Annotated in this window: 22 protein-coding genes and 4 pseudogenes; 11 read left to right on the top strand and 15 right to left on the bottom strand. The window is 56.4% G+C overall.

Annotated elements, in window-relative coordinates; all coding sequences use genetic code 11:
* Nucleotides 1-232: 232 nt before the first annotated feature.
* The 3 genes from GGD63_RS30670 to GGD63_RS30660 form a co-directional block, all read right to left on the bottom strand.
* Nucleotides 233-322, bottom strand: a complete 90-nt coding sequence (locus GGD63_RS30670; protein WP_312013448.1) for a DNA methyltransferase — start codon at nucleotides 320-322, stop codon at nucleotides 233-235.
* Nucleotides 323-445: 123 nt separating this feature from the next.
* On the bottom strand, nucleotides 446-1,375 hold the full coding sequence (locus tag GGD63_RS30665; protein WP_183247588.1) for a hypothetical protein: 930 nt from the start codon (nucleotides 1,373-1,375) through the stop codon (nucleotides 446-448).
* A 238-nt stretch (nucleotides 1,376-1,613) separates the two neighbouring features.
* The gene (locus GGD63_RS30660; protein WP_183247586.1) at nucleotides 1,614-2,732 is read right to left on the bottom strand and encodes a hypothetical protein; all 1,119 of its coding nucleotides are present in this window, start codon (nucleotides 2,730-2,732) and stop codon (nucleotides 1,614-1,616) included.
* 811 nt (nucleotides 2,733-3,543) lie between these two features.
* Here GGD63_RS30660 and GGD63_RS30655 point away from each other — a divergent pair.
* The 5 genes and pseudogenes from GGD63_RS30655 to GGD63_RS30635 all read left to right on the top strand — a co-directional run bounded on the left by GGD63_RS30655 (nucleotide 3,544) and on the right by GGD63_RS30635 (nucleotide 7,852).
* A complete protein-coding gene (locus GGD63_RS30655) occupies nucleotides 3,544-4,119 on the top strand; it encodes a hypothetical protein (RefSeq protein ID WP_183247584.1) in 576 nt (191 codons plus the stop codon).
* A 153-nt stretch (nucleotides 4,120-4,272) separates the two neighbouring features.
* Nucleotides 4,273-4,434, top strand: a pseudogene (locus GGD63_RS30650) (transposase); the annotation flags it as partial.
* Nucleotides 4,424-5,027: pseudogene (locus tag GGD63_RS30645) on the top strand (transposase); the annotation flags it as partial. The pseudogenes GGD63_RS30650 and GGD63_RS30645, both read left to right, overlap by 11 nt.
* Before the next feature lie 181 nt (nucleotides 5,028-5,208).
* Nucleotides 5,209-5,751 (top strand): hypothetical protein, encoded by a 543-nt coding sequence (locus GGD63_RS30640; RefSeq protein WP_183247582.1) that lies wholly within the window; start codon nucleotides 5,209-5,211, stop codon nucleotides 5,749-5,751.
* A gap of 1,387 nt (nucleotides 5,752-7,138) precedes the next feature.
* On the top strand, nucleotides 7,139-7,852 hold the full coding sequence (locus tag GGD63_RS30635) for a hypothetical protein (protein ID WP_183247580.1): 714 nt from the start codon (nucleotides 7,139-7,141) through the stop codon (nucleotides 7,850-7,852).
* Nucleotides 7,853-8,136: 284 nt separating this feature from the next.
* On the opposite strand, the gene GGD63_RS30630 is transcribed toward GGD63_RS30635, so the two are convergent.
* The 5 genes and pseudogenes from GGD63_RS30630 to GGD63_RS41025 form a co-directional block, all read right to left on the bottom strand.
* A complete protein-coding gene (locus tag GGD63_RS30630) occupies nucleotides 8,137-9,081 on the bottom strand; it encodes an XRE family transcriptional regulator (protein WP_183247578.1) in 945 nt (314 codons plus the stop codon).
* A 1,548-nt stretch (nucleotides 9,082-10,629) separates the two neighbouring features.
* Nucleotides 10,630-11,409 carry a hypothetical protein gene (locus GGD63_RS30625; protein ID WP_183247576.1) on the bottom strand — a complete coding sequence of 260 codons (780 nt, stop codon included), beginning with the start codon at nucleotides 11,407-11,409 and terminating at the stop codon, nucleotides 10,630-10,632.
* A gap of 506 nt (nucleotides 11,410-11,915) precedes the next feature.
* A complete protein-coding gene (locus GGD63_RS30620; RefSeq protein ID WP_183247574.1) occupies nucleotides 11,916-12,548 on the bottom strand; it encodes a hypothetical protein in 633 nt (210 codons plus the stop codon).
* A complete protein-coding gene (locus GGD63_RS30615) occupies nucleotides 12,527-13,195 on the bottom strand; it encodes a hypothetical protein (RefSeq protein WP_183247572.1) in 669 nt (222 codons plus the stop codon). The genes GGD63_RS30620 and GGD63_RS30615 overlap by 22 nt, the downstream gene beginning before the upstream one ends.
* A 76-nt stretch (nucleotides 13,196-13,271) precedes the next feature.
* A pseudogene (locus tag GGD63_RS41025) lies at nucleotides 13,272-13,439 on the bottom strand (protease pro-enzyme activation domain-containing protein); the annotation flags it as partial.
* Nucleotides 13,440-14,856: 1,417 nt separating this feature from the next.
* On the opposite strand from GGD63_RS41025, the gene GGD63_RS30610 reads away from it, so the two are divergent.
* Entirely contained in the window at nucleotides 14,857-15,162 is a 306-nt protein-coding gene (locus GGD63_RS30610) for a hypothetical protein (RefSeq protein WP_183247569.1), read from the top strand.
* 721 nt (nucleotides 15,163-15,883) lie between these two features.
* On the opposite strand, the gene GGD63_RS40855 is transcribed toward GGD63_RS30610, so the two are convergent.
* The 5 genes from GGD63_RS40855 to GGD63_RS30585 form a co-directional block, all read right to left on the bottom strand.
* On the bottom strand, nucleotides 15,884-16,384 hold the full coding sequence (locus GGD63_RS40855; protein WP_210316032.1) for a PilZ domain-containing protein: 501 nt from the start codon (nucleotides 16,382-16,384) through the stop codon (nucleotides 15,884-15,886).
* Between the two features lie 932 nt (nucleotides 16,385-17,316).
* Nucleotides 17,317-17,505, bottom strand: coding sequence for a nuclease-related domain-containing protein (locus tag GGD63_RS30600; protein ID WP_183247567.1), 189 nt, complete (start codon nucleotides 17,503-17,505; stop codon nucleotides 17,317-17,319).
* Between the two features lie 380 nt (nucleotides 17,506-17,885).
* Entirely contained in the window at nucleotides 17,886-18,425 is a 540-nt protein-coding gene (locus GGD63_RS30595) for a hypothetical protein (protein ID WP_183247565.1), read from the bottom strand.
* Nucleotides 18,407-18,808, bottom strand: a complete 402-nt coding sequence (locus GGD63_RS30590) for a hypothetical protein (protein ID WP_183247564.1) — start codon at nucleotides 18,806-18,808, stop codon at nucleotides 18,407-18,409. The genes GGD63_RS30595 and GGD63_RS30590 overlap by 19 nt, the downstream gene beginning before the upstream one ends.
* Nucleotides 18,809-18,902: 94 nt before the next feature.
* Nucleotides 18,903-20,375, bottom strand: a complete 1,473-nt coding sequence (locus GGD63_RS30585) for a triacylglycerol lipase (protein WP_183247562.1) — start codon at nucleotides 20,373-20,375, stop codon at nucleotides 18,903-18,905.
* A 756-nt stretch (nucleotides 20,376-21,131) separates the two neighbouring features.
* Here GGD63_RS30585 and GGD63_RS30580 point away from each other — a divergent pair.
* Nucleotides 21,132-21,281, top strand: a complete 150-nt coding sequence (locus tag GGD63_RS30580; RefSeq protein ID WP_183247561.1) for a hypothetical protein — start codon at nucleotides 21,132-21,134, stop codon at nucleotides 21,279-21,281.
* Between the two features lie 53 nt (nucleotides 21,282-21,334).
* On the opposite strand, the gene GGD63_RS30575 is transcribed toward GGD63_RS30580, so the two are convergent.
* Complete coding sequence (locus GGD63_RS30575; RefSeq protein ID WP_183247559.1) at nucleotides 21,335-22,534, bottom strand: IS256 family transposase; 1,200 nt, start codon at nucleotides 22,532-22,534, stop codon at nucleotides 21,335-21,337.
* A gap of 107 nt (nucleotides 22,535-22,641) precedes the next feature.
* Here GGD63_RS30575 and GGD63_RS30570 point away from each other — a divergent pair, with 107 nt between their 5' ends.
* The 4 genes and pseudogenes from GGD63_RS30570 (at nucleotide 22,642) to GGD63_RS30560 (ending at nucleotide 26,000) form a co-directional block, all read left to right on the top strand.
* Nucleotides 22,642-23,181, top strand: a complete 540-nt coding sequence (locus GGD63_RS30570) for a hypothetical protein (protein ID WP_183247557.1) — start codon at nucleotides 22,642-22,644, stop codon at nucleotides 23,179-23,181.
* Nucleotides 23,182-24,124: 943 nt separating this feature from the next.
* Nucleotides 24,125-24,412 (top strand): annotated as a pseudogene (locus tag GGD63_RS40315) (IS481 family transposase); the annotation flags it as partial.
* Between the two features lie 243 nt (nucleotides 24,413-24,655).
* Nucleotides 24,656-25,444, top strand: coding sequence for a DUF5677 domain-containing protein (locus GGD63_RS30565; RefSeq protein ID WP_183247555.1), 789 nt, complete (start codon nucleotides 24,656-24,658; stop codon nucleotides 25,442-25,444).
* On the top strand, nucleotides 25,422-26,000 hold the full coding sequence (locus GGD63_RS30560; RefSeq protein ID WP_183247553.1) for a hypothetical protein: 579 nt from the start codon (nucleotides 25,422-25,424) through the stop codon (nucleotides 25,998-26,000). Before GGD63_RS30565 ends, GGD63_RS30560 begins: the two co-directional genes overlap by 23 nt.
* A 56-nt stretch (nucleotides 26,001-26,056) precedes the next feature.
* Here GGD63_RS30560 and GGD63_RS40310 read toward each other — a convergent pair whose 3' ends face one another.
* On the bottom strand, nucleotides 26,057-26,179 hold the full coding sequence (locus GGD63_RS40310) for a recombinase family protein (RefSeq protein WP_246785727.1): 123 nt from the start codon (nucleotides 26,177-26,179) through the stop codon (nucleotides 26,057-26,059).
* Between the last annotated feature and the right edge of the window lie 5 nt (nucleotides 26,180-26,184).

The following is a 26,184-nucleotide window of genomic DNA, read 5'->3' as shown; positions in this document are numbered from 1 at the left end:
CGAGGAGACAGCGGCGGCGCAACGAAGGGGCCGGCCGAGGGCTCCCTTCAGGGATACGGTTGGATGCCTGCTCCGACGCGCCTCGGCGCCAGTTTCTCCGTCCTGCTGCCGTGTATTGGGGCAGACGCGCAACGGGAGATGGGCTTGAGACGCGATAGGACCGCTCCAGAAAGAGTTTCTTGTCGTAAGTGATAAGTCCGATGGGTTGAGGCGTACGGACGCCGTTTCATGTCTATGCTTCGAGTTCGATGCCGACACCTGATCGGCCAGCACGTTGCGCTGCCACCAGTGTCGAACCAAACCCGCAGAACGGGTCTAGCACAATCGCGTCCAGCGGGCAGAATGCTTCTATCAAGCGGCGGCAAGATACTGATTGACTTCTGCGTGGTAGGCAGACGATTTTCGTGTACTTACAGGAAAGATCGGTGCCGCCGGTAGCTCCGCGTCACAATTCGAATGGGTCGCCACCAGGTAGCGGATCGACCACTCTGCTTTGAGGGCGGCGTCTTGCCAATTCAAATGGATCGCCACCTGGAAGTGGGTCGACCACGGCGGCCAACTCCGTTAAGAGTCGCCCGGCGTGATGCAATACAGCCGCGCGAGGCGTTCTCGTGTCGCCTGCTAACCCGGTTTCCGTAACGAGTGCTACCGGCGGATTGACTCTGGCAGCGCGTACATTCGCTATTCGTTTGCGATATTCGCTGCGATGCATAGTGCGATCTTCGACCTCATGGAAATGGCGCTCCTTGTGGCGCGAGCCGAAGATTTCTCGCGCTGCTGAACCGTTGCTGACGATTTGATAACCGTTTTTCAAAGTCTGGAACGGTCTGCTGACCTTGTTTAGATGATCAAATCGGACCGACCGCGGCTTATGCCAGGATTCGAAGAAAGAAGGGTAGACGAAGTTGCTTACAGCGATGCCATCGATTTCATACTCCCCGTCCTCCACCGCATCACACATTTCGTAAGCGTAAAACAGGCTGTTGCTGCCTTGAGCCCACATCTGCGCGCCGGGATCGATCAACATTTCGAGCAACTCATGGGACGCGGTGACGCTCACCTTCTCCCCGGCCGCGACGGTACTCTTGACGAAGACCTTCGACACGGGTTGTCCGTCCTTGGTCAGATCATGATAGCCGAGGGCATCGGCCGCATCAGAATCATCCAGAAAGACAATTTGCCATTCATCGGGCTTCGGCTTGTCGGCAACCTGAAGCTTCGCAGGATAACCCCATATGGGTACGAAATCTCGCTCCAATTGCTTTTCTAATGCTGCTACCAGTTTCTTGAGGTCGACCTCAAGGGACGCCTTCGCCAGATTCACAAAAGTTATGGTCGGAAATTTCCCTTGATTGAATGCGGCTGCTCTAATCATCGCGAAGCTCCTTCGAGTAGCGGTTAAAAGGGTTAGGTCTGCATGCGCGGGGGAAATCACAAATCATCAAATGGATCTTCGTCTTTGTCACGCGGAATTGGGTCCACCGCCCTAGGCGTTCGGGTCTTCGGTTTTGGCTTGATGACCAGTGTTTTTGCCTTCTTTGTGCGCCTGGAGGGGCGAGGTGGCGAGCGCTTCTGGGCTTTCGAGACTGATTTTGCCATTTGGAGGTGATCCCTTATGGAGCGCGGATGAGCTGGAGCTCGCGACTTTTCAGTTGGTCAACCGCCCTGGCGGCAAGTTCTTCAGCCCAATTACGAGCCTGGGCAGTAAGAGTGGTTCCTACATATATGTCATCCGCCGGTAGGCGTGGCGTGTGCACAGGGGCGCGGGGCGGCACCCTTGCCATGCGCACGGAAGGGGAGACGACGGAGGCACCGCCGCTTCGTTCTCGGGAGAAGAGGTAGCTACGCAGCGCAGTGAGATAAGCTAGGACATCCTTATCTACAGCAAGGCCCACAGTGACTTTATGAGTGTCCGTCCGGTTTAGCGAACCAGTAAGCGAAGCATCGGCCAGTTGGAAACCAGTGCCGACGGGAGTAAAGATGACTTTGGGCGTTGATGACCCGTCGATTGTCGTCGTGAAGGTAAGTTTGTCTGCAATGGTTGGAGCGCCGATCGCGCCGGCTGCGGCGTCCTTATCAGACAACTGCCCGAGATAAACCAGTTCGAAGAAGGTCTTCACAAGTTCGTCCACACCGATATGACCGGCGATAGGATAGACGTAGTTGGCCTGCTTGATTTGCCCGTCGCAGTATCGATGACCTCGAACAGGCACATTTACTCTTACCAAGAGTTCGCTGAAGGTGTCGGTCACCGTGAACGAACGCTCGTTAGTTCGGTTCCTATTGAAATCGCCTGACACAGCAAGCGTCAATTTTCGCGCCCAAGGACCTAATAGATTCACGGTGGTGCCAAGATCATTTTGTTCACTCATGGTGAGGTCAAAATTGTAGGCGATCGCCGTCGAGTAGATTACGCGATAAAAATTTCGCACCTGTTCATATTTCGGACCCGGAAATCGATCGGGATTGAAGTTGCTAATCGAGTCGGGGTCCGTTTCATAATCCGCTAGTACTTGTCGGGCGATCGGATCGCCGAGTTGATCATCATGATCGGAGGCAAGTCGTGTAAGTTGTCGGATAAGAAACTGCAACGCGGCATCCCGCGTTTCACAGCGGATTTGGCGAGCAATATGATACGTATTTACACCTGTGACGTCTTCTGGAAGCGGATGAATGGAGCAACTCACCAACAGAAATGCGGCCGCGCTCGCGGCAAATATTCGAATAAACATCGGATTTCCCCTGCCAACGTCTAATCCTCTGATTGTAGGCGCAATATGGTTGTGTTGTATGTCGTATTCGCGCAACAGGGCAGTGAATTTCTCAAATCGTAAGTGCAAACGGTGCTGCCGCGCACGGTACCGATTGCGATGGTACTTCTAGTTTCTCGCCGGGCTGGCTACCTCCAGCGATTTTAGAAGCGTGGGGCCGCGGTCGGCGTTAAAGCTCACTAGCGGCACCGTCGTCCAGACGTATGCCGAGCCGAGCCGGCGCCAAATTCATCGGCCGCGTAATACGCTCTTCCTGCGACGCAACGGCTTGGGAGTTCTCGTACGCTTGGGCGGCCGAGCAAAGAGCTCCAATAAAGGGACGCCCAGCGTTCCGGCGATGCGGTCGAGAAGGTCAATTGTTGGAGTTTTCGCTTCTCGCTCAAGACTGTCCACCCGGTCTGATAAGCCAACTTCTCCTGCGAAAGACCGCGTTCTAAGCGGATCCGACGTACATTCCTAGCCACAAGCGCACGAGTTTTCATGCGCCCAGCCGTGGCATTCGGTCAGGGCCTATAGGCCTCTCTGGTCCGACGCAATCAACGATCATTACTCAAGCCACCATCAATCTAAACGCAGATCCCGCAGACGGTTGTTAACCTGCTGCGAGAATCTGTCCAAGTCAACGTGCCGTGGGATGCTCGCGTATGGCCAACGTTGATGTCGGCGGCTTCGTTCGTTGAAATACTGCGCGAGACCGGGAAGAATCGCTGAAGTTCTGCGCCGGTTGCAGGCTAATCATATCGCGGGCTAGCAACCTTATGCTGGGGGTCTGATGGATTTCAGCGGGGTCTGTATCGTTGGCCTGGTTGTGACTGGCGTAGCGACGCTCGGCTTCTTCGGTGCAAACGATAACTTCAGGGCGGCGGTCGACCGGGCAGTCGCCCCGATGAAGGTCCCTGAGCGGCGATGGTGCGGATATAGCGCCCAGGATCTCAACGAGTTCAGGATAGCCGCGCTCAAACAGCCGACAGCGTTCGGGAAGTCTGCGCTCGATCTGTACCGCGACCGTGTGTTGCTAGTTGACATGGGTTTCGCCGTTGCTTTGGGTTTTTTCAGCCTGCTGTCTTGGGTCGTGGCTACGCAGCAAGCTGGCTCGTCGCTCGTGTCGTTCCTCGCGATGTTCTGCGGAATGGCGGGTGCCATTTACGGTCTGTCCGACCTGGGTGAGGATATTATCCTTCGTATGCTTCTCCAGCCCGGACGCGCTATCCGCGATGACGATGCCAAGAGAGCGACTGCTCTTACGTTGCTAAAATTCGCAACGATCTGCATATCCATTGTCGGAGCTATAGTGTTCGCGCTCCTGTCTATTGTGTTTAAGGCGATGCCTTCCAGTGCCAAATCATAGAGCTTGGTCGGCGAAGATGTCGGCCTTGCTCTAGTGACACTCGATCTTCGACTCTCCTGGTCCCGCCGCAGTGCGCTTGAAATAGCCGTTGACTTTGCCCCACGGGCCTAATCCAGTTTGAAGTTCGCTCTGGCCCACGACAAGGACCAGAGCATGAAGCGCAGCCGCTTTTCGGAAGAACAGATCATCGAAATTTTGAAGGAGCATGATGGCGTGTCGGTTGTCGATCTGTGCCGCAAGCATGGCGTCAGCGACACCAGCATCTACAAATGGAAAGCCAAGTTCGGTGGGATGGAGGTCTCGGTATCCGGTCGATGTGAATCTCATTTGGCCGATTACCAAGTTCCGCGGAAAACCACGAAAGCACCACGTGCCCGATATCTTATCGATTGCCGCAGAACAAATGCTCGCCAGCGCCAAATGGAAAACCGTGAGTTGGCGTAGCGGGACGAAAGGTCGGCTTAAAGCCCAATTTGCTGCTGTCCGCGTCCGGGATAAAGGTCAGCAGCATCTCCCAGGCGACGAAGCCTGGCTCATTGGCGAGCAACGTGCGTCCGGGGAGAAGAAATACTATCTGGTCAACCTTCCGGCGGCGACGGATCTGCGCACGCTGGCCGCCACCATCAAGGCACGGTGGATTTGTGAGCAGGCGCATCAGCAGTTAAAGGAGGAACTTGGACTTGATCACTTCGAAGCGCGATCATGGCAAGATCTTCATCGCCACGCCTTGATGACAATGATTGCCTACGCGTTCCTGCAACATCGTCGCCTCGCATACGCGGGGCGGAAAAAAGAATCAACGGGTCTCCGCCTCAGCCAACCATGCCAGCCGTACGTCACGCCATCGTCGATCTCATCCTTCGGCCGCCGTCTCAGCAGTGCCCATATTGCCGAAAGCAAATCCGTGAAAAACAGCGGCGAAAACACAATCTGCCAAAGTAGTGCTAGCTAGCTCAGCCCTTCCTCCGAAACGCGTTGGGGTTGGTTGTGTGAAGAAGGAGAGGCTAACAGTATTGTAGGTTATATATTGATGCAGCAGGCCTAGCTTAAGCGCCTCCCAGGCGCGGCATTCTTTCAAAAGAGCTTGTCATGCAGCCTCCCTTCTCCATCCCGCTGACCATTGTTCTCGCCGCCGATCCTCAATCGATCAACCTTTCAACCTGGCAAGAAACACGTGATTACCATTACACTGCGTTCAGCGCTGAGATTACGGTCGACCCTTCGATAGAATATTGCAAAGTTGTGAAGAATGCAGTTGCGACCAAAATAGACTTCTGCTCAGATTGGTTGTTTTTATCGGCTTGGGGGAGCCACGTGCCAATTTCGAACAGGCGCTGTGTTGTTCAGGACCTGCTGGCGTTTTTCAGGAGCAGGAGCACAATTGCGTCCTTAATTAAGGACCAGAACTCAAACGTCAGGCGTTCCTGCGGATATGATACCAATCTCGCGGGTTGGCGTTTCCTGGCTGATACCATCTCGTTCCTGCCGCACATCCATTCGTTTGGCTACAGATTGCGAGCTACCGACATGGATCGCGCAACGATCGAGCAGATTGCCGATGCTCTCATCGCCTCCCGCCGAAAGATCGGAGTTATAAAGCTGACCAGCGCACCGGCAAGCCAAGATTCCTAGCCCTCAATAGCGAACGCGCGACCGAGGCACGATCATGAGCGACCGTCGTATTGGGTGGCTCCTGCCGGCAGCCGCACAAACCGTACTAGGATTTATTGCGATCCTCATTCCGTTATTCAACAAAGTGGTTGGTACTCCGGCGTTGGTTTTCGCGACACTATGCACTTCGAGGTCTCTGAGGAGCGCATTAGAAAGTGGGCAGCCGAGCGCGCCTACAACAAATAACGGCGTAGAGAGCGATCGTGGGTCGGCTCTGCCTTGCATCTATGTACTTCGAGCTGAGGGTGGAAGATGGGTAATTGCAAAGCTCCGACGGTTGGATCACCGAGCAATGAAGGTCGATCCGGGATGTGTCGCTCACTTGAGCGACGCTTGGCTGCTTGCGCGGGTTGGCTTCTGACCACCCTTTCAACTCATATGAGGCGTCGAGAAGCCATTTCGAAGGGAATTGTCGTTGTCTTTTTTTGCTGGGTGCTTAGTGACGCTGCGCTAGCGGAGGACAAAGAATTCGTTTTACGTGGTCCAGAGACTTCTCTGTCAGAGTTTCCAACGGATGTCTTAAAGCGGCCGCCGCCGGATTTTGATGAGGCTCAATACGCGGAATGGCTGAAGGCCCAGCCCGTATTGGTTTTGGACGGAACGACCCTCAGAATTGGTCGACCCGGGACCGCGATTTCCTTGTCAATTCGGGCGAGCCGCTTCGAGCTCCGCAATAGTGCTCAGATAATTACCAATGGCGGTACGCTAGAGATCTCAGCGCCCATTATCGTTTCAGAAGGCGGGGCAATAAAGTCTTTTGAAGGTGAACAAATGGCGCCTCCACCCGAAACACGGGCTGGCGTCCCCGGAGCCGCTGGTTTCGCCGGCGGCAAAGTAATGCTCGCCGGAGCGCTGGCAAACGGAAGCCAGTTGACGATCGCGCTCAATGGAAGTGATGGCGGACAGGGAGGTCCTGGTCGAACGGGGCAGAGAGGGGCGCCAGGCGACCCGGGCGAGCGAGGAGCCGATCATCTTTTCGATTGCGCGCGTGGCGGAGGCGCCGGAGGCCGTGGCGCCAAGGGACAGGCAGGAGAGAAGGGGGCCCCTGGAGGAAAGGGCGGCGATGGGGGCGTGCTCGTTCTCAAAGGGAAGATATTTCTTCAGGTCGATATGATCGCCTTCTCGGCTAACCCTGGAGCCCCCGGGCCTGGTGGCCTAGGAGGACCGGGCGGGCCGGGAGGGCCGGGAGGGCCCGGTGGCGCCGGCACCACGTACTGTAGAGGTGGGCCTGGCGGTCCCGATGGTCCGGCCGGGGATTTCGGGACAGCCGGCGATCCCGGCCAGCCCGGAGTCCGAGGTCAGATCGTGACAAATCAGTAGATGCGAACTCACCACAAGATGGCGCGCCATGAGCATTGATGAGCATCACCACGACGGAGCAAAGGTAACGGATCGACCTGTTGCCGCTCTCATCTTAGCATTGTCACTTGCAGCGGGCATACTGCTTCCCTCTATCGTGTATGCGGTAGTGCTACGACCGAGCAACCCTGCCGACGTATTGGTTGCAAGCAGTATCTGTTTGTTTTCAGCGATCGTCTATCTCTGGACGTTGCACGCCACATCAATCGTTCCATTTCGCGACCCCTGGATGAGCAAATCAATCTTCGGTGCCGCAATTGTAGCGATATTGGGAACGTGTACGGCGGCTGTCGCGACTCAACTTTCGGCGAGCCCGCATCCTCGCGAAGGAACATGGGAGATCCGGTTGCGGCGCGTGGATCCAAATACCCAAAATCGCAGTTGTGTCTGGGATGGGAAGATCATCTTGGCTTATAGCTCGTCGAGGAGTTCGTACGTTGGGTATGCCGAAGACAAAGGGGAGAATGCCTGTGAGTATGGCGTTCGCTCAATCCGTCTCGTCGATTGGCAAGAGAAGACGAATGAGCTGCAGGTAACCATTAGAAACTTCCCCGCCAACGATGCCCACCCAGCGGATAAGCTGGTGCCGACAGAGCAGCTCTCTTTTGTTATGGACGGAGGCCCGGGACGCTGGAGCAGCAAGCAAAGCTCAAATCAAACTACGAGCTACCTTTACGCGTTCGAGATGCTTCGGCCTGAATAAGACTAAGGTTCTCTACCCCAAGTGGTCAGCAAGGAGGCGGAGTCCGATCAACCATGTCCTCACCACCGGATCATTAGTCTGCGGAAGCTTACCCGGACGCTGGAGCTCGGGTGGGGCCTCTACCAGGAGTTGATCTGGTCCTTTCGAAGCCGAGGATAATCTCATTTTGATATGGCGCTCGGGGCAGGGAAGTGGTCGCCTGACATTGCTGATACACACGAGGCGTTACTTTGGCGCGCGTGCATTCGCCCAGGGGATGAGTCGCGAGCGTTTGATGACAGTGGTTAGTCGCGCGCCAGCTTAATCTGCTTCCCGATGTGTTCTCGCCAAAGACCGAGGCGCTTGATTCGATAATCGACCAACTCGGACGATGTGCCAAACGAGCGTGCTATTTCGTCCGATGGTCGATTCTTTCTAACAGCATCGGCCATGGCTGCTCTCGGCAGTAGTACTGCCGAGGCAAGATAGTATGCGTCGTGCTCTTCGGTCCTATCATACGTTCGGCCGTAGGCTTCAGCGATGCGGGCGATCTTTGTGAGCTTATGGCCAAGTAGGATGTGCCAATACTCCTCCAGTAGAGTTACGCGCTGACGCTCGATAGTGTGGCCGTCATTCAAAAGCACGACCCAATTCTCATTGTCGGCATCCAGCGGAATAGTCATTGCAGACCATTCGCCGCCGGCAATTCCCCGTAGCTGTTTCACCGTTTGGGCGTCGAGGCAGTTCGTCTTTCCAATAGGAACAACCTTTACGCCGTCCACTTCGATGCGCAGGCTATCGATTGGCTCATTCTGAGAGAGCCCTAGATCTGCTCTGAACTTCTCAGCGGCTTGCTCCAGCTCTTCTTTCGACAGCGACGCACTGGGAGGAGACGCGTTGTCGTCAACATCCTGCTGACCAGTCCAATGAGCGCCAGTCGCTAGAGTGTGGCGTAAGCACTCAGCTGCCTTTAATAATGTGCGGACAGTTGACGACCGAACATTCTTGCCTGCTCGGAAGTGCACGAATGCGACTTTATCAAAGCCAAGTCCCGCATCCTCTGCCTCGGGACCTAGCCATTCCATAAGTCGAATTTTGGAGTTGTTATCTGGCAGCCCTTCCCCGCGTTCGATTCTCGCCAGCGTCGAGAAGCTGACACCTATGGCTGCTGACAGTGCTCGGATGCTCAGCCCTTCAGCCTCCCGCTTCGTTCGGATCGCTCGAATCAGCTTTTCTTCGAATGAGGGCATGCTCTCTCTGTGCGAATGGCACGGCTTGACACGCCCATCGGTTCGGGCGCAGGCTGTGCGGGTGACACAGACTCGCACATTTCCGATTCGGGGTGAAGCCTCCCTGGGGACGGACGTCCGGGCTTTGTTGCATGAGGTCGGGGCTGCATTGGACCAGCACCGACCGCTACGAGTCCATGTGCATGGCTTGATCACCGTGGACGAGCAGTTCCCGGTGACAGCCGCAACCCAGGAGAACGGTAATGAACGACAAAGTGCGAGAAGACCCCCAGCCCGATCACGGGAAAGGACCGCCCGAAGGCAAGGGGCGGCCAGTGGACCACGGGCGTCCGGTACCTCACCACGGCTCGGCGGCGACGTCCTGCGTGCATCCTATGAAGGTCAGGTGAAGCGTCTTGCCGAGGCCTACCCGACGCTACAGACTTTCTCAGACGAAGATGGAATGTGGCTTTTTGCGAAGAGCTCGATTATTGCGGGCTTGCCGCGGAAGGCCACGTTTCTCATAGCGCTACCGTTTAAACCCGGTCCCGGCCCGCGCGCGTGGGGCTTCTGGACTGGCGACGCGGAATTCTCGCGCTGGATTGGTCCACGCCACACGAATTTTCGGGATGGTTCGATTTGCGCCTTTGCACCGAATGAGGGTGCATGGTCCGAAGGCGGCGATCTCGCGACCTTGCTTGATCTCTACAGTGTGTGGGCGCTCCGTCATTTGCATCTAGAGGTTCTTGGCCGTTGGCCGGGAAAGCAATACGGAATCCTAGGTGCGGACCCGAGGGCGGAAGCTTATTACCGTCAACGAGAATGCCGGGACGACGAGCTTTGCGGTTGCGGGTCGGAAACGCGGCGTTACGTCGATTGCTGCAAGGCGTCTGATCTACAGTGCGACTTCATTGAAGCAGCGTCTCTCTTCCTTCAGCACACGGGCGGATTCGCCTCTCGTGCGGCCCCACCCTCGGTCGTTAATTTCGTCCAAAACAGGTCCGCGCTTCCGAAAATGTCCGAAGTTCATTTGTTGCTTGGTTGAAGCCGATTGCGTCCACCAAGCCATCTGGGAGAAGCACGGATGAGTTTATATACAAAGGATGGCCGGCCACTTCAGGTATCGGGCGACAAGGTCTATAGCCGATCGGGAACTGTGGTCGGTCGCATAAAGGGTAGCAAAGTCTACGGCAGCGACGGCCGATATGTTGGCACTATCTCTTGGCGACCGGTTGGTTTATCGCTCAACTGATAGCGCCAGCATCAGTTCGCCTTTTTCGGCGGCGAACCGAGCGGGTTCTGCGAGCGCAAATCGTGCGGGATCTGGCATATGGGCCGATGAGCCGGACATTCCCGACTGAAGGCTGGATCTTGGGCCGTCTTCGGTCGTCCTGTCCAGGCTGGACTGCCAGCCCTTTGTTCGATGCCCCGCAGGGAAGTCGAACCGCGCCCGCGGCGCGTGTCTAACTACGCCCTTCGTCCCGACAGCTGTTTATGTGCCACGGCCAGAGCGACTGTCACCCGCAGGACGTAGCAAAGCGGAGTACGTCGCTATGCGACGTTGACCGGCTAAGCGCTGGCTGTGGCAAGCTCGGTCGCCGCGTCCGTTCTCTCTATGGCGTCCAGAAGGGCGATCGCGCCAGGAATGTCTGACGCAACGTGGCATTGAAATAGTCGATCGAGAGCAAGATGGCGCGCGTGCAGCCCGTCTTCAGCAAAGAAGGCACGACAATAGGCCAGTGCTGCTGATGCGTGTTCAAAGTCGTACAAGTCATTGCTCGTAAACCGTCGAGCCTTGTCCCAACGGAAGGCGGCATGCAACGCGGCGTTGATGTGCAATGTGCGGAGCTGCTCTCTAATAAGAGGTCGCTTGCGGCGCGCCAAGAAAAACAAGTTGGCCCATTGTTTCCAGAGCTTCTGCCATAGGTCCGTTGTCTTGTCAGGCGGCAACTGGCCCGTCCGCTTTCGAAACAGGTCGCCTATTACATCCATTGCCACGTTGGCCCCTGGTTCGACTGAGCCGCGAAGCTCCGCTTCGTAAGCCTGCGCAAAGCTCCTAAGCTGATCCGCGTTTTGTATCACCCCTTCGTTTAATCCTGAAACGTTGAAGTCCAAGCCATCTGGCGACGTCTGGCCTCCGAGCGTTTTCATAACATCTTCAAGCCGCATGTCCCACATCTTGTCAAAGAATGCCTTCTGGATCGCCAGTTCTGTATCCGCGTCAAATCCTGTCTGGTTCAGATGAACGAAGCCGAGAGCGTACGCTACCTTAGTCCAGACAAGGTGATGAAACGGATGAAGGTCGCCACTGCTGTCGGTACTATGAACGAAGTACGAAATCTCTGCCAAGCCCCATCTGTTGATCGAGCAGAGACGCGCCAAGACTTAGTTCATCGGCGACGCGCGTACAGCGATCGAGTTCAAGAGTTGAATGACCTGCTGAATAACTAGTGCCATGGTAAATCCCCGTCAGTGATCAGGACGGCCATTAGACTCCGATTCGCTACGCGCCGTTTTGTGGATATCGAGGATTGTTGAATCGGCGAACTAATTAGAGATCCTTAGCCGCCAAGAGTTCGGGGCTATGGTCTCCGGCTTCCCAGCCCTAGTAGGACTGCCACGATACTTGCGAAGGCTGGCCCTTCCCATTTCGGTAAACTGTGCCACTGGGGTGAGATCGCCGAGTCCGGCTCCATTTATTCTCCCTCCATAACGCCTTGAATTGTTTCTCGATCATAGCGCGAAGTTGCAAAATCGGTTTAAGCCGCGACGCAGAGCTGATGCCTTTCAGCCAGCTCTGCATCGGGACTTGCGAATTTACAGGCGTGAGCGATAGCCAAGTTCTTCGTGCGCGTCTACGCTGCGACGGAGGCCTGCGCCGGGGCTCGCGTCAACGCAGCTATCAACTGCTTGATGTCGGGCGCTCCCAATCCGGTCACGCGGTCATAGCCGCCAGTTGCTGTAAACTCGCCATTGCTGCCAGCCGTGATGTCCCGGAAGCATCCAGTGCCGTTGAGTGGGTAAATCAACGGGTTCAAATATGAAAGCGGAGGCAATCCGGCTTCTTGTCGTGCCTCGTTGATGAGAGCGCAGAAACCTGCCCAAACCGGCGCGGCCCAGCTGGTACCGCCAATTCCAGTAGGCTGTCCGTGCAGGACCAAGAATGCTCCTTCATTTGGATCAGCGGCGGCACTCACGTCTGGGACCGACCATTTGCTCCCGGTCGGTACGCCTTTGCCTGTCTGCCAGGCAGGGCGGCTGAAGAAAATGCTGTCACCGCCACCACTGCCGGGCCAGCCGTCCTCGTGTGCAACGGCGCCGTTCCCCGGTGCAAGCTTCAAGCTTGTCCCACCGACGCCGATGACTGCTGTATCGGAAGCTGCATACTCTGCCTGAAGTGGGCCGTTGGGGGTCTGTCCGTCGCTGTTCGGATTGGATACGGCATCGCCGCTCGACACGAAGACATTTACTCCCATCGCCGCGAGCATGAGGAATTTCTGATGCTGGGTTGCCACTTCGCCGTTTGGGCCTCCCATGAAAGTTCGCCCAATCCCAGGCTAATCGACAGTTGTCGCAAGCTCGGATCATTCGAAGCGTCCGCGATGATTCGATCGAGCGCTCGGTCGAGCGCTACAAACTGAAGTGAACCGGTCGCGTAGATTTTGATTTTCGCTCCAGGAGCGATCCCGCTGGTCCAGGATACATCCAACGTCTCCTCTCCCTCGGGGGCGGGCAGATGGCCAGCGCCCACTTTGATCTTGCCGATCCTTGTCAGATCGACGGCGATCCCGTTTGCTTTCCAAAACTCCGTAATGTCATGATCGTTCGGAAAGGTGTCGATCAATATCGCAATCGTCTGGCCCGCGCCGGTGACGCCCAATGCGTTCGCATTATACGCTTGGAGAATCTCGGCGACGAGATATGGCGGAGAATTCGCAATATTTGGCGAGGGCAGCCCGTGCCGATCCAGAGTGACGCGATTGGTGTGCACAAGCTTGCGCGCCATGTGCTTGTGAGCGTGACGGAATGGTTGCAAACCAATGATGGCATGAACCGGCGCGCCGACAGATACGGGGAGGCTTGGCGCGTTCTGCGCGGCAGTGTAGGTGATTCCTTGCTTTGTGACCCTCACCATTTGAACGCCGAGGCTTTGTTCGATCTGACCGACCGTGGCCTTGGCGTATACTCCGGTTTCGCCGGGGACTTTCCCCGACGACTGTGAAGCCTTGTTCGGTCAGCCATGTTTTGAGCGCGTCGACGTCGGCTCTTTTGGGGCTGTACCTCTGACCTATCTGGTCTGCAGACAATACTTCGCCCTCAGCAACACGCTTCTCCAGATCGTCATTGTCAGGCATTTCCAGTGAAAAGAGCAATTCCATCGTTTCGTTACGGGTGTCGCTCTTTGCTTGAGCCACCATCAGGCCAGCTTTGGTCATTCCGGGTTGGGCGGGCAATTCGGTGACGCTGTCTGTAAAGACCTTGCGATCGCTCATAAAAATTCTCGCTAAAAGACCTTGGTGGAATGGTCGTCCGCGACTCGGTTCAAGCGCGACTCGGTTCAAGAACCGCGCGTTGCAACTCGTAGTTTCGTATCTTTATGGTTTTCGGGTCCGCCCCTTGTGGCCTGGTTCACATTCGCGAAAAATCTCGCGAACTCCAGACGGGCTAGGCGCATTCGATCGTGACACGACTTACGACAGGCATGATTACCTACCTGAGAAGCGTGAAGGCCAAGTCCGACGCTCCAAAGTAAGAGGAGCGGGCGGTCAGATAAGGCCAGCATTCCAGCGCTGCCCCCACGCTGACCGCCTTCTCTAGGGAGGGACCAATGTCGACCAATTTACAGCTGGTCCGCGTGCCTATCGGCATGGCCGGTCTGCTCGTCGGTTTTGTTGGGACCATGCACATCGTGATGCCCTGGTGGTTTGCAAGCACTCGAGCGACCGGCTACGTCATAACTGCCGCGTTCTTATGTGGCTCCAGGCCATACCGGCCTTGAAGGCTTCCGAAAGAGCCGAAATGAAACAGCGATTCCTTGATGCGTTGAATCGAAAGAAATAGCCATGCCTATCGCCGAAGATAGATGTTTGACCTGCGGCACTCGTCATCGACGAGGCAATCTCGACACGACTGTTTCGTTTTGCGAGCTCTTGATGCAGACGGGACTTCTTTGGGCTCTCTACTGGTTTTGCTCAGTGGACTGCTACAAGAAGGCTGTAAGCAAATACATCAAAGACAAACGCTACGGCTTCTATAAGTCACTGAAGCGCTCTTAGAAGACATAGGCGCCGAGGTCGATTTCAAGGAGATCGACATCGGCTACGAACCGGAAGAGGAACAGGAGGAGGAGGAGGCTGAAGATACAGAGGAAACGGAAGCAGACGCCGACACGGAAGCTGGATAATAAGGAGAGCCGCGCAAATGCGGCTCCATGTTCGTACCGGCGGCACCACGCCCATCCCCCGCTGCAAGCCAGCGAACCCCGTCATGGTCTATTTCTCGTGCAAGGATGCCTTGCGCTCGTGCCGACCGATCTAAGGCGACAGCAAGGTCGTCGGGCCTGCTCACGAGTGCACCGCGAAAGAACTGCGACACGGCGGAGAGCCGTCGATAGCGCTGACACAATCTCCCGCGTGGACAGGTGGATGCTGCGCCTATCGGAGACGTGGATTAAGCGCTTGCCACTTTTTCCCGGTCTGCTGTAGAATCTTCTTTGTGTGAGGAGTTCGAGGAATAGCCTCCCTTCAGTTCCAGATTTCGCAAATTCATTTGAAACATTCTGTAGGGGACATTGCGATGGCAAAGCCTTCGGTTTCCCGTGAGGCCTTTCGTGGGTTGTTCGCCTTTTATGCGGCCAAGGCCCACCTCGATCATAACGATGTCGCCGAAGGCCGGCTCCTCAAACTATTTGGATCGAGCGAACACATCCCGGATGGGCTGTTGGAGTTATGGTCATCACGGACTGAGCTGATTGGCTCTGAGGCTGTTGGCAACATAATGTCACCACTCGCTCATCAGATCCTGGACGGCAGCGCACAATACAGCCACGCCAGCGACTTCCTTCATCGACTGTTGCGCGAGTTAGACCGAGACGACCATTGACCGCGGTTGCGAGTGGCTGACGCTGACCTGTGGGAGGCTACTCTGACGGCGTTTCCCCGTAGCCTGGATTTTCGTTCGACGCTGCACCTCAAAACACGGCGACGAGCCGATCGCCGTCCCAAAGCTCAACGTCGTGCTCGCCATTCGGCTCGACGTCTCGCCGCCTGCTCGTCGATGCAGTCGAGCTTCGCGCAGTCGAGCTTCGCAGCGCAAATCACTTGCCGGTTGCCGTCCACCACGAACACTTTGTACCGCATGATGGAAGTCCCATCCTCTAGGGGGGACCACCATCGTAGTCGAAGGTTCGTTTAAGGCAGCGTTAACGTAAGGGCTGGCGCGAGGAACGTTTATACGTGTGGCAATTCGGCTACACCGGCGGTCCGGACTCTTCGATCCCGACGGCGCGTACGGTAATACCTGTCCGGTGTAGTGCGCCTCAGGAGCGTAATCTGATCGCGTGCCGAAGCGAGCGCCTCGTCGAGCCTCATTGAGCTGCTTGACTAGTTGGTCGACGATCCCTTCATCAGTCAGATGGGGTCAATGAATGCACGCCGCGCGATGCCAGTTCGACCTGAGGGATCGTCACCATCAGAGCGTTAACGCTCATACGCCATTGTCCAAAATGAGCTCGTCACAAAATCGATCGCAAGTAGATGCCAAACATCTTGCATGAGCAATGTGCGTAAAGTTACGGAAAGTGGATAAGGGGTCGCGAAGCGTACTACTTCTTCAGCAGTATTCCGATCGTGCGCGCCATCCGCCTCACCGAGCCGGCGTGGCGGCCCAACTCCGCAGCGATCTTCGATACACCGGCTCCTTGCCGAGCGAGCGCGGCTAAGCGACGAACCTCCTGCTCGGCCCACTGCTTTGGCTTTGGTGTTTTCATGCCGGGCGCTCGACCACACTCATAGTGAGTCGACGAGACGCTTCCCTGCGTTCGCCTTGTCTCGTTTGTCTTTGCGGTGACGAATTGAACTCCGACGTGAGATCCATCCACCCAAACCAACTCGCAGCGTCGAAATGCCAGACCGGTGGAGGACAGAACCAGGAAGAATTCCTGTGCTTTCAAGGGGTCTGTTGAGCCCTCGACCTCAAGCTTGGCGCCACTCGCAGAGGCGTCGACAAGAATGCAGCTTCGCCGCCACGTCCCATCGACGCCCATGATGCTCACAATGTGCTTGTGTTCAAACCGAACGCGGTGCGCCTTTCGATTGTTCTCCATGATCCGCAATCCCCGATTTCAAACCGTTTCTCCAAAGAATGCGTCGCCTCCCTGCGCGCCTCTGCAATAAGCAAATGAATCCTAGCCGACTGAGCCAGCGAACTTCTTCTGGTCGTTTCATTCAGTGTGGTCTGTCCGATGAGCAATCGGATGCAGCCATTCCCGCGTTCGAGAGTGAAGATGGCCTGATGGATGTCATCTGTTGTTTGGATGTCGAGAGCTTGAACTTGCGACAACAGAGCGGCGACGTTCCCAAAATCTCAGGCGGTTTCTGGGGCGAGGAATATGTCTTAGACTTCGCGTGGTGCAGCTGTCGAAATTTAAGAACCGACGACATTGTCGCAAATCTCTATTTGGCTCGGCGGCGTTGCCGAAAGTAATCCAAGACGCGATGAAAAATACAGCTATGCGCGAGTACAACGACAGGCCAACTCGAACTAAGCCTCGCCACGACAACCATGGCCACCGACCCGCCCTAAGAATATTCAAGAACTTACGCCAAACCGGTTGACAAACAATTATGAGATTGCGACCAGCAGGTATCGTAGTATGTAGGTTGCGTCCCGAACACCATCGAAATTCGGTGAGAATAGCGGCGGAATGCGCAGGGCCGCCCGCGGTTGATGCGAGAAAGAAACAAGGATGCCGACTTACAGGAGTAGAGCGGCTCCGCGATTCGAACAGAACTTTTGAAGGCACTTTGTCGGTATCACGTGGAATTTCATCTCCAACGGAGCGGCAACCTATTTGCCAAATTGTAATCAGTTCGCGCGGCGGATCCTTTTGTGTTATCAGCTTAAAGATACGCTCCGGAATTCCATCCTCTAATTCCTTTCGGAAGCGGACTTTCACAAGGCTGTGGGTGTTCCGCAAGTGTCCGACTCGATCCGCAATGTCCTTGTCGATGTTTAACTGACACTCCGGATGGGTCATCACAACGATGCCGTCGATGTGACCTTCCCGCGCAAGGAAGGATCACGATTGGTGAGCCAGCCCTTTACCCTTTGGGCGCAATCCTCCGCCTGTTGCAGCGGGTTCTTCTCCTCATCGATCCCTTCCCAGGAACCGATAGCATCGCAGCTAATTGCTCCTCGATGGTTCTTCAGCTCGAGAACAATCATTCCTTCCGCCCGAGCAGGCACGCGTCGATCTCCGGGGGACAAGAAATCGAGGAATGCTGGTCAAGAGTGCCCACTCGTCTTCGAACAATCCATCGCTCAGTGTTCGAATGGCATCAGCTTCGTTGGGGGTGCGCGCCCCACAAGGAATGTGAACGGTCACGACGTTTCCTTCCTGAACGAATAGTGCTTTCGAGAAGTTCGTCTGCGGGTGCAAAAGATAACTAACCTTTATGGTTGGGTCCAGGCCTTGGGTATCTGAAGCTCCTGATCGATCGTGTCCCTTCGAGGTCATTCAATGCGATGACGCTTTCGCCTAGTATGCCGCCGACGTTGACTTGAGAAACGCCATGATCGTTGAAATTTGGACCCGCGCCGCTGGCTTATTGGTATGCGGCTTTCACCAATTCCTGGCCTAGTTTAGCCAGTGCTCCACCACCGACCGCGACAATTGTTAGAACGCCTTGATTGGATTCGTAAAATCGCCGCAGTAACAGCGAGGAAAATGGCTTAAGCACGAAGCTAAACACCTTCGCTATCGCGATGAATAGTTCCAAGCTCACCAACATCAGCGCGACTAGTGCATTCGCACCGGCGGAAAAGGCGGCAGCCAAAGTAGAAATATGAGGATCAAGTTTGAAGTTGAGCGCGTGTCCCAAAACGTTAGACACTAAAAATACATCACGTCCATGAACAATGTTGGATTGATACAGCGGCCGAACGAAAAATTCCCAAACGTTCGCTAGCACGATGGAAAGGAAAATGAGCGCCGCTGCTGCCGCAACGTAGATCGTTGTTGCTCCGAAGCTGATGGTTACAGATCCAGCAGTCGCCGTGTTACTCAAGACCCGGAGGACCCAACCGATGAGCCAAATCCCAGCAACGCCGACCACAGTAGAAAAGATCATAGGAAGCAGCAGCACTGAGTGCTTGCGCCGACCTGCCCCGGGGCGAGGCGTCCACCAAGTCCATATTTGAGCACCCAAACGAGCTCGGTGCCTGCCATGAGTAGGATTCCTGGAAAAACGACGAAAATGAAGCCTCTCCCCCACCGCTCGAACGCTTCGTCGCCTTCGAATAGCTCCTGATAGATTTCGAGAAGCCACCGCGCATCTTGTGACAGATGTTCGCCGAACGATGTCTCCTCTACAAATACCCACCAATCGCCCATCTTCTTTCGTAATCGGTCTCGACCCGCTGGTCCAATTAGGAAATCGAGACCTGACAGGAGACCGGCGACCACGACGAGAGCTACAAAGAAGTTGTCCAAAAATGTATGGGATTCGGAGACAGGTGCTGCAGCCATCGAGTAGACCAATTTATCTACGGTTGCTCATTTGAGCCGAGTTGGGCGCGGTGTATCAGGCTGCAAGGTGGCGCGAAACGCAATCGAACCGAAGCTATTTGCAAGTTATGCGGTACCAAGAATATCCGCAATGATTGCCACGAATGCTGCCACCTTCTGCGGGAGAGACGTCGAAGTTGCTATCGCCACAGATAGCACGACCGCTTACGTTAGGGTCGGCGCCGCCCACCCCGTTTGCCTCGCTACAAAGTTCGAACACGTCGTACTTATGCTCTTTGCACGCATTCTCGTCTTCGCCGTGGCACACGATAGCGGCTTTCGTTGGTACGGATGTTTTCGGCAGGCGCGGCCCAACTCCAGTGACGATGGTATGACGACCGGTACCGATTTCGACGTAGTTATCATCGCGATGCATTAGCCAGCCTGAGAGCTGTATTCTATCTCCTCTTCTGTAGTTGCAGGTATGTTCGCAGGTGTTTACCAAAATGCGGGCCGAAGTGCCGTCTTCTGAAACCATAAACCTGCAAAGGCCGTCCTTTAAGTCTGGAGGTTCACGTACCGTGCCAGTCCATCCATCGCGACCTATAAATCTATTCAGGTAGAGTTCCTGGAACTTGTCGTCCCGCCTCCAAGGCTCTAGCGCCGCCAACAAGTTGAGTATTTCCTCCGCGCTTCCTTCTCGTACAACCAGTGACGATGCCGGTGGCGTAAGCGGGCAAGTCATTTCGGTCCGCTTCCATGATCCTTCGACTTGTGCGTTCTGGACTATAAGGAAGGCGCGTCGCGCCTCAGCTTGAAAAAAATAGCCGATTGAGGCGAGGAAGATCGGTACGACAACGAGGATTATCCAGCGCAACGGCAGCATTGCGAGTATGCGGATAGCCAGCGGCAACTGCTCTGATTTATCGGCCCGTTTAGCTTTGGCTCCTTCTAGGAAAGGGATCCAGAAGTTGTTGCAAAACTCTTCTGTAAGGAAGTCGCTATGTCGGTATCCGTGGTGCCACCTCGTTTCGACGGGCGGGCTATTAAAGCCGGTTGAGCCGACCGAGCCGTAGTCCCAGCCTGCGCTCTCGGCCAAAGCAGGCCAGAAGTCTTTCGTACCGATCTCGTTGAGCAGGGGATCGGCAAAGCGACCAAGAACTTGGTCCAGAGGGAAGTCCTCGCGGACAACGCTCCCGCAAAAAATAACGCGGTACCATTTAAACTCGGGATAGTCGGTCAGTAACTTGCCAACAACGTACGTTCCGAAGCTATGCGAGATGACGGACATTCGCTTCGGATCACTTCCCGTATCTTGTTTGTAGGCCCGTATCGCTGTTCTGATGTCCTTTGCGACACGCTCGATCGCCTTATTTCGAAAGCCGGTGAATGGCGCGAGGAAACGCGCAATACTAAATCGACCGTAACTGGTCGCCGCGACTGCAAAGCCCGAGTTCTCGAGAGCAGGCTTTACATCGTCCATCCAGAGCGCACGGTTGTTGATACCATGCACAAGCACAACCAGATGATCGGTGTTCGGGGAGCCTGGGGACGTCGCCGCCCCCTGATCTGCAGAGTGGTCGGTCAATGTTTTGCCCGCTGCAAAGCGCAAAAATCGGGTGTATAAGTCGATAGCCTAATATAGCCAGGGTCCGCGTTCAACCGGGCGCTTTACTTCGCGTCTGCAACACGTCCCGCTCGGTGCGCAAGACTGGGCATGCTCTATCGCTTCGATACAGCGTGAAAAGGATGGTCGCAATGACCCGGCGGTTAGCGCCGGGGTCCGAGGACGCAGTCACATAGGGGGACCGGTTCAGTTCCAAACGCGAAATGTGCTCTGGGGGTCAGGGACAGATATGCCGTCCTCAAATCGGACCGCACGACGCGCTGGCATTGTAGCCGAAGGGCGACTTTCAGACAAAGTGAATGCGAGAAAGAGAAGAGAAAAGTCGCCGCAAGCAAATGGTGACTGCGTCGTTGGATTATCGCAGGACAGCTGAGGAGTTGAGTACCCCGACACGCTCTAGCATGCCACTGTGATCGCAGCCTTCAAGGACGCGATGCGCCGCTCGCGCGGTGGCCGCGAAGAGCGGCCATCCTTGAGCGCCGCTGCGCAAGCGGCCTGCTGCTTGTGCAACGCCTCAATCTTCAATGAAGCAGTGCGGCCGGTGCATCGCAACAGTCACTGAGCTGTGCGGGGGAAAGATACCGTCGCATCGAAGCTCACGATCCAACAAAGCGCTGGTTATTCGCGCGAAGCGCGTTATTATCGGCAGCAGTCAACATTAGTTGCGAGTTGGATTGGCTTGCTTCCCGAGTTCAAAGTCAGGGATGGAGGTGTGCCATGCTCGAAATTGGCTCACTCATTGGTATCAGCAAGACTTTTCTTGAGACGTTCTCTCTGCTGAAAACGTTGATTGGCGGCACGCGTGATTCGTCGAGCGCCAAGGTACTGACCGATCTGCGCGATAAAGTAGATCGATCGTGTCCCTGAGCGTGGTGTAACTGGCGGTGGGACACCGCGTTCGCCGGCGAGAGCCGGACTGGTCAGCTGGCGATAGCCGGGAGGCTGACGGTGGGATCATCGCTCAACGGCGCGATGGTTTCCAGCGTCATGTAGCGGGCGCGCTGGACGGCCCATTCATCGTTCTGTTCGAGCAGGATCGCGCCGATGAGGCGGACGATGGCGTCCTCATTGGGGAAGATGCCAACGACCTCGGTCCGCCGCTTGATCTCGCCATTGAGGCGCTCGATCGGATTGGTCGAGTGCAGCTTGGTGCGGTGCTGCGGCGGGAACGTCATATAGGCGAGCACATCGGTCTCGGCCTCGTCGAGGAAGCCGGCAAGCTTCGGCAGCTTGGGACGGAGCTGATCGGCGACCTTCCGCCATTGCGCGCGTGCGGCCTCGGCATCATCCTGGGCAAACGCGGTGGCGATGAAGGCGGAGACGACGCGCCGCCCGCTCTTGCCGGCATGGGCCAGTGCGTTGCGCATGACGTGCACGCGGCACCGCTGCCAGGTGGCGTTGAGCACCTTGCGAACGGTGGCCTTGATGCCCTCATGGGCGTCGGAGACAACCAGCTTGACGCCGCGCAGGCCGCGGCGGGCGAGCTTGCGCAGGAACGCGGTCCAGAACGTCTCGGCCTCCGACGGGCCGATATCCATGCCGAGAACTTCGCGCCGGCCATCGCTGTTGACGCCGACCGCGACGATCACCGCAACCGAGACGATGCGCCCCTGCTGACGCACCTTCACGTAGGTGGCATCGATCCACAGATACGGCCAGTCGCCCTCGATCGGACGGGCGAGGAAGGCCTTCACCTTGTCGTCGATCTCCGCGCACAGCCGCGAGACCTGGCTCTTGGAGATGCCGCTCATCCCCATCGCCTGCACCAGATCGTCGACCGAGCGGGTCGAGACGCCCTGCACATAGGCTTCCTGCACCACGGCGGTGAGCGCCTTCTCGGCCATCCGGCGCGGCTCCAGAAAGCCCGGGAAGTAGGAGCCCTTGCGCAGCTTGGGAATGCGCAGTTCGACCGTGCCGGCGCGGGTCTCCCAGGTCCGGTCGCGGTAGCCGTTGCGCTGGGCCAGACGCTCGGGGGTCTTCTCGCCGTAGGCGGCCCCGGTCTGGCCTTCGACTTCCAGCTCCATCAGGCGCTGGGCAGCAAAGCCGATCATCTCACGCAACAGATCGGCATCAGGGGTCTTCTCCACGAGCGTGCGGAGGTTCATCATCTCATCGGTCATCGGTGGTTCCTCGAATCAGGTTGGTGTCAGCAACCCGACCCTACCGGCGAATCGCCGGTGACCACCGCAAAGCCGCCCGCCCGCTACGGCGCTATGTGAGAGCGCGCGTGCGGACGGCTTTGCTCTACCGAGCTACACCACCAATGGGGACACGACCAGTAGATCAGTTCCAAGCTCGTTTGGAAGGCATTGCAATCCAGCTCGAACAAACCGAGCGGTTGACTCGAATGATTCCCGCATGGGAAGCTTACGCAAATCAGATCCCAGTATGGAAGGACGTTACCACAATTCCCGAAGCGGAGGCGCAGCAGATACACGTGTCGTTGCGACAGCTGGTTGATTCTTCTATTCGGGACCAGTTCTCCGGCACATTCTTCCGGACGGACTTCGACGATCTGCCCGACATGAGACGGCTGATTGATATCTTTCGCGGTCACGTCACAAATATCGACAGAACAGTTTCAGGAATCCCCGCGGGCAATCTGCAGGCATTTCGAGCGCTGTGGGGTTCGATTAGCACCGATTTCAACAACTTGAAAAATGCCGCATACGAGGTGCGACGTAACGCAGAAGATCTCCAAGGGAGATTGATTGGCGAGCTCATGAAATCTTCTCAAGAGGCTCGCAAGTTTCTCGCCCAAAACTAGACGGGCCCATCTTCATCTTCATCAAGTTGAACCGGATGTGCGCCCGCCGGCTCAGCCTGTCGGACGGCGCCGGACGACGGGACGGATTTCTGGGGTTCGTTAGAACCCAGTTAGAACCCAGAAAGTCAGACTGGGAATGGTGCCGACCGCAAGTGGCGAAATCCTTGACCGCGCTGCTATTCCCCGCTTCATCCTCCCAGAGGTACTGACGCGGTGTCAGGGGATGTCTCCATGGGTGTGTCACTGCCGGGACGAAAGAACGCCCGAAGCGAACGTCGCATCGAGGGCTCTTGCACAATCGGAGGGCTCCGCCGATGGGCTGGTCGCGAAGTGACGAAAGCATTGGCCGCCTTGGAAAATCCGACCCTCATCCCCCGAACATAAGTACCGACACGGCAAGAGGGGGGCGATAGTTGTGTCTAGCGGGCGTCGATAGGGTGCCGCATGCGCGTCGGCACAGCTATTATTCCGAAAGCGGCCTGGCGAAGCCACGGCGACTGGTGCCAGGCACGCCCGCGAATATGGAAATCGATGGATGGTGGAGATCGACCACAAGCGCATAAAGAAACTAAATGCGAAGGGACGTCTCACGGAAAGACTGTACAAAGAGGCAATCCGCGCCTCCTACTCGGCAATGGTGCCGCTCTCCTTTGGCAACGTGCCGTTCGGCTACTCGCTCACAAAGTTGAGCGCACAAGAACGTCAACTCAGGAACAGGCTGAGCATGAGCGTCGGCGATTTAGCATCACCTTGTCAGAGAAAACCGCGGACGCATTCGAATGGCCAAAGACCATGACCGATGCCCACACAGATTCCGAGTTCATTAGAAGCGCTCTCCGCGTACACCATGTCCTTCTTCAGCGATCGTTGGCTGGTCATACCTTTTTCGTCAGATCTTCCGATGGAAGCGGAGAGCTGACGAGGCTCGACCTGTTCGTCGCAAGCCCAGGTCTACTCAGCCTCAACCCGCCGCTACGGCGGCTTGCCGGAACTGGCTTATCCCTTCCATGACCGCGACGTCGTCGTCACCTCCTGCGGTCGCCTCTGCACCGCAAGAGAATCAATATCTCCCTCGTGCTGGCCGGCCAGAAACTCGGCATCAAGGTAAGTCGACGATGGCATTTGGCTCGTCAGCTTCATGCACTATGATCTTGGATAGTTCGACCTGGAGCAGAAAACCCTGCAGCTTCTCGACAACCCGTTTGGCACGAGGTTGTCACCCATGTCTTAGGTACGATCCGTTACCTATGTGTCCGGGCTGGACACGCGACGAATCGGATAAGCTGGGCGGACTTGGAGGTCGGTCATGAGTACACCCCACGCCAATCCAGAGCATGTACCGCAGCGGCGCTGTCCGAAATGCCATCAGTGGCAGCCGATCAAGGCTGACGCTGGCGATAGTGAAACCGATTGCCCCCGATGCGGATGGCGATCTCACGGGGACAGCGAGCAAACCTATCCGGATGCATAGGCAATGAGCAGCGAGCTGACTTTCGAGCAGCGAAAAAGCCAATGGCTTGGGCACGCTCAGCGACTTATGGACGTAGCGCTTGAGATCGTTGGCCAGTGCGACAAATTCGATACGGAAAAGGGGAGCCAAGATCCGAAGGTGATCGCTCTTGCCTTGCTGTCTAGAAGTCTAGGCCACTTTCGAGGGGTCCCGCGGCTACTGGACCTCGGGCTCATTGTCGAGGCCAGAACACTAACGCGCTGCATCTTCGAGAACCTGTTCATGCAAGGCGGCCTTGCTGAAGGCGGTGATGCGTTTGTCAAACAGATGGTTGAAGACGCTGCGAGGAGCCGGCAGTCACGCGGCAACTGGGTCCTCTCGTGGCTCGAAGTCCAGAATTCGAAGTCCCCTCACGAGGACGGCCTTCGTCAAACCATGGGCCTGCTTCGGGCTCGGTATCCAAAGGCCCGCGCGATCAACTACGCCGACGCTACAAAGGGGTGCAGCATCAAGGACGCCTACCTTTGGTACAAGCAGCTTTCGTCCGACTCAGCTCATCCGTCCCTCGAAGCGCTGACCAGATACATCACCAGACAGGGCGACGGTTCGCTGCTTCTCACCGTTGAAGCCGAGGTGACCGAAAAAGACATTCTCGACACAATCGAGTGGTCGTGCCAAGCCCTCATGGGTGTGATTGTTGGCGCTAACCAGATTGCTGGACCAGTTAAGGCCGGCGTGAAGCTATCTGGGTTGTTCGACGAATTCCTGCACCTGGCTGGGGTCGCAAGTAGTGCCATCGCCCCTCCCAATTGAAGACCGGATCGAACGTGCGGCCCAGCTCGTGCTTCGCTCGCGCATCTTCTTCGACATCTGGTTTTATTTTGAGGGTGCCGACACCCGGCCGCACCTGCTCGATACCATGAATGAGTTCAGCGAGTTCTTCCGCTTCGCTCCACATGCCCATTTCGTGGCGTTCGTCGTCTCGGTCGCTGCGCTCTTTGAAAAGCGACGCGACACGATAACGCTTCCTGCACTCAGCCGAGAGATGGCTCGGGCAGGGATGCTTTCGCCACAAGCTTATTCCGAAGTGGAGGCGCTGATCAGTCATGCCGAACCGCTGGCCGGCAAGGTTACTATTCTGCGCCACAACGCCTTCGCGCACCGAAGCGCCCGCATCTCGTATGACGACATCTTCAAGGCCGCAGCAATCACCCCGGCCCAGATGCGCGAGCTGACAGAGATAGCCCTGAAAGTTGCTAATGCGCTGCTGCGCGCAAGAGGCCACCAAGAGCAGTTTTTCAACGAGCTCGCCCGCGAGGACGCCGAAACCATGATGAGGGTGTTACAGAGTGCAACTCACAATGGATAGATGAAGCAAGCATGTTGAGTTCTGCGTCGCCCGCCACGAGCAGACCGCGCCCCAGGTCAGACAACGAAGGCGGGCCGTGAAAGAACGCGGCTCACCTGGGCGATGTTCCACGCGCTCCCGCGAGGTGCTGTGATGCCTCGCTTGTTGAGCGCCGCAGCGATCCCGTGTGCAGAGGTCATGCCTT

It is taken from the genome of Bradyrhizobium sp. cir1, from assembly GCF_014198245.1.
Classification (GTDB): Bacteria; Pseudomonadota; Alphaproteobacteria; order Rhizobiales; family Xanthobacteraceae; genus Bradyrhizobium.
This window is presented reverse-complemented; position numbering and strand designations above follow the sequence as displayed.

Excerpts from the sequence above, each read along its gene's own strand:
- GGD63_RS30665 (WP_183247588.1), bottom strand. The coding sequence starts at position 1,375 with ATGATTAGAGCAGCCGCATTCAATCAAGGGAAATTTCCGACCATAACT.
- GGD63_RS30660 (WP_183247586.1), bottom strand. The coding sequence starts at position 2,732 with ATGTTTATTCGAATATTTGCCGCGAGCGCGGCCGCATTTCTGTTGGTG.
- GGD63_RS30655 (WP_183247584.1), top strand. The coding sequence starts at position 3,544 with ATGGATTTCAGCGGGGTCTGTATCGTTGGCCTGGTTGTGACTGGCGTA.
- GGD63_RS30640 (WP_183247582.1), top strand. The coding sequence starts at position 5,209 with ATGCAGCCTCCCTTCTCCATCCCGCTGACCATTGTTCTCGCCGCCGAT.
- GGD63_RS30635 (WP_183247580.1), top strand. The coding sequence starts at position 7,139 with ATGAGCATTGATGAGCATCACCACGACGGAGCAAAGGTAACGGATCGA.
- GGD63_RS30630 (WP_183247578.1), bottom strand. The coding sequence starts at position 9,081 with ATGCCCTCATTCGAAGAAAAGCTGATTCGAGCGATCCGAACGAAGCGG.
- GGD63_RS30620 (WP_183247574.1), bottom strand. The coding sequence starts at position 12,548 with ATGCTCGCGGCGATGGGAGTAAATGTCTTCGTGTCGAGCGGCGATGCC.
- GGD63_RS30615 (WP_183247572.1), bottom strand. The coding sequence starts at position 13,195 with ATGGTGAGGGTCACAAAGCAAGGAATCACCTACACTGCCGCGCAGAAC.
- GGD63_RS30610 (WP_183247569.1), top strand. The coding sequence starts at position 14,857 with ATGGCAAAGCCTTCGGTTTCCCGTGAGGCCTTTCGTGGGTTGTTCGCC.
- GGD63_RS40855 (WP_210316032.1), bottom strand. The coding sequence starts at position 16,384 with ATGGAGAACAATCGAAAGGCGCACCGCGTTCGGTTTGAACACAAGCAC.
- GGD63_RS30600 (WP_183247567.1), bottom strand. The coding sequence starts at position 17,505 with ATGATTGTTCTCGAGCTGAAGAACCATCGAGGAGCAATTAGCTGCGAT.
- GGD63_RS30590 (WP_183247564.1), bottom strand. The coding sequence starts at position 18,808 with ATGGCTGCAGCACCTGTCTCCGAATCCCATACATTTTTGGACAACTTC.
- GGD63_RS30580 (WP_183247561.1), top strand. The coding sequence starts at position 21,132 with ATGCTCGAAATTGGCTCACTCATTGGTATCAGCAAGACTTTTCTTGAG.
- GGD63_RS30575 (WP_183247559.1), bottom strand. The coding sequence starts at position 22,534 with ATGACCGATGAGATGATGAACCTCCGCACGCTCGTGGAGAAGACCCCT.
- GGD63_RS30565 (WP_183247555.1), top strand. The coding sequence starts at position 24,656 with ATGAGCAGCGAGCTGACTTTCGAGCAGCGAAAAAGCCAATGGCTTGGG.
- GGD63_RS40310 (WP_246785727.1), bottom strand. The coding sequence starts at position 26,179 with ATGACCTCTGCACACGGGATCGCTGCGGCGCTCAACAAGCGAGGCATC.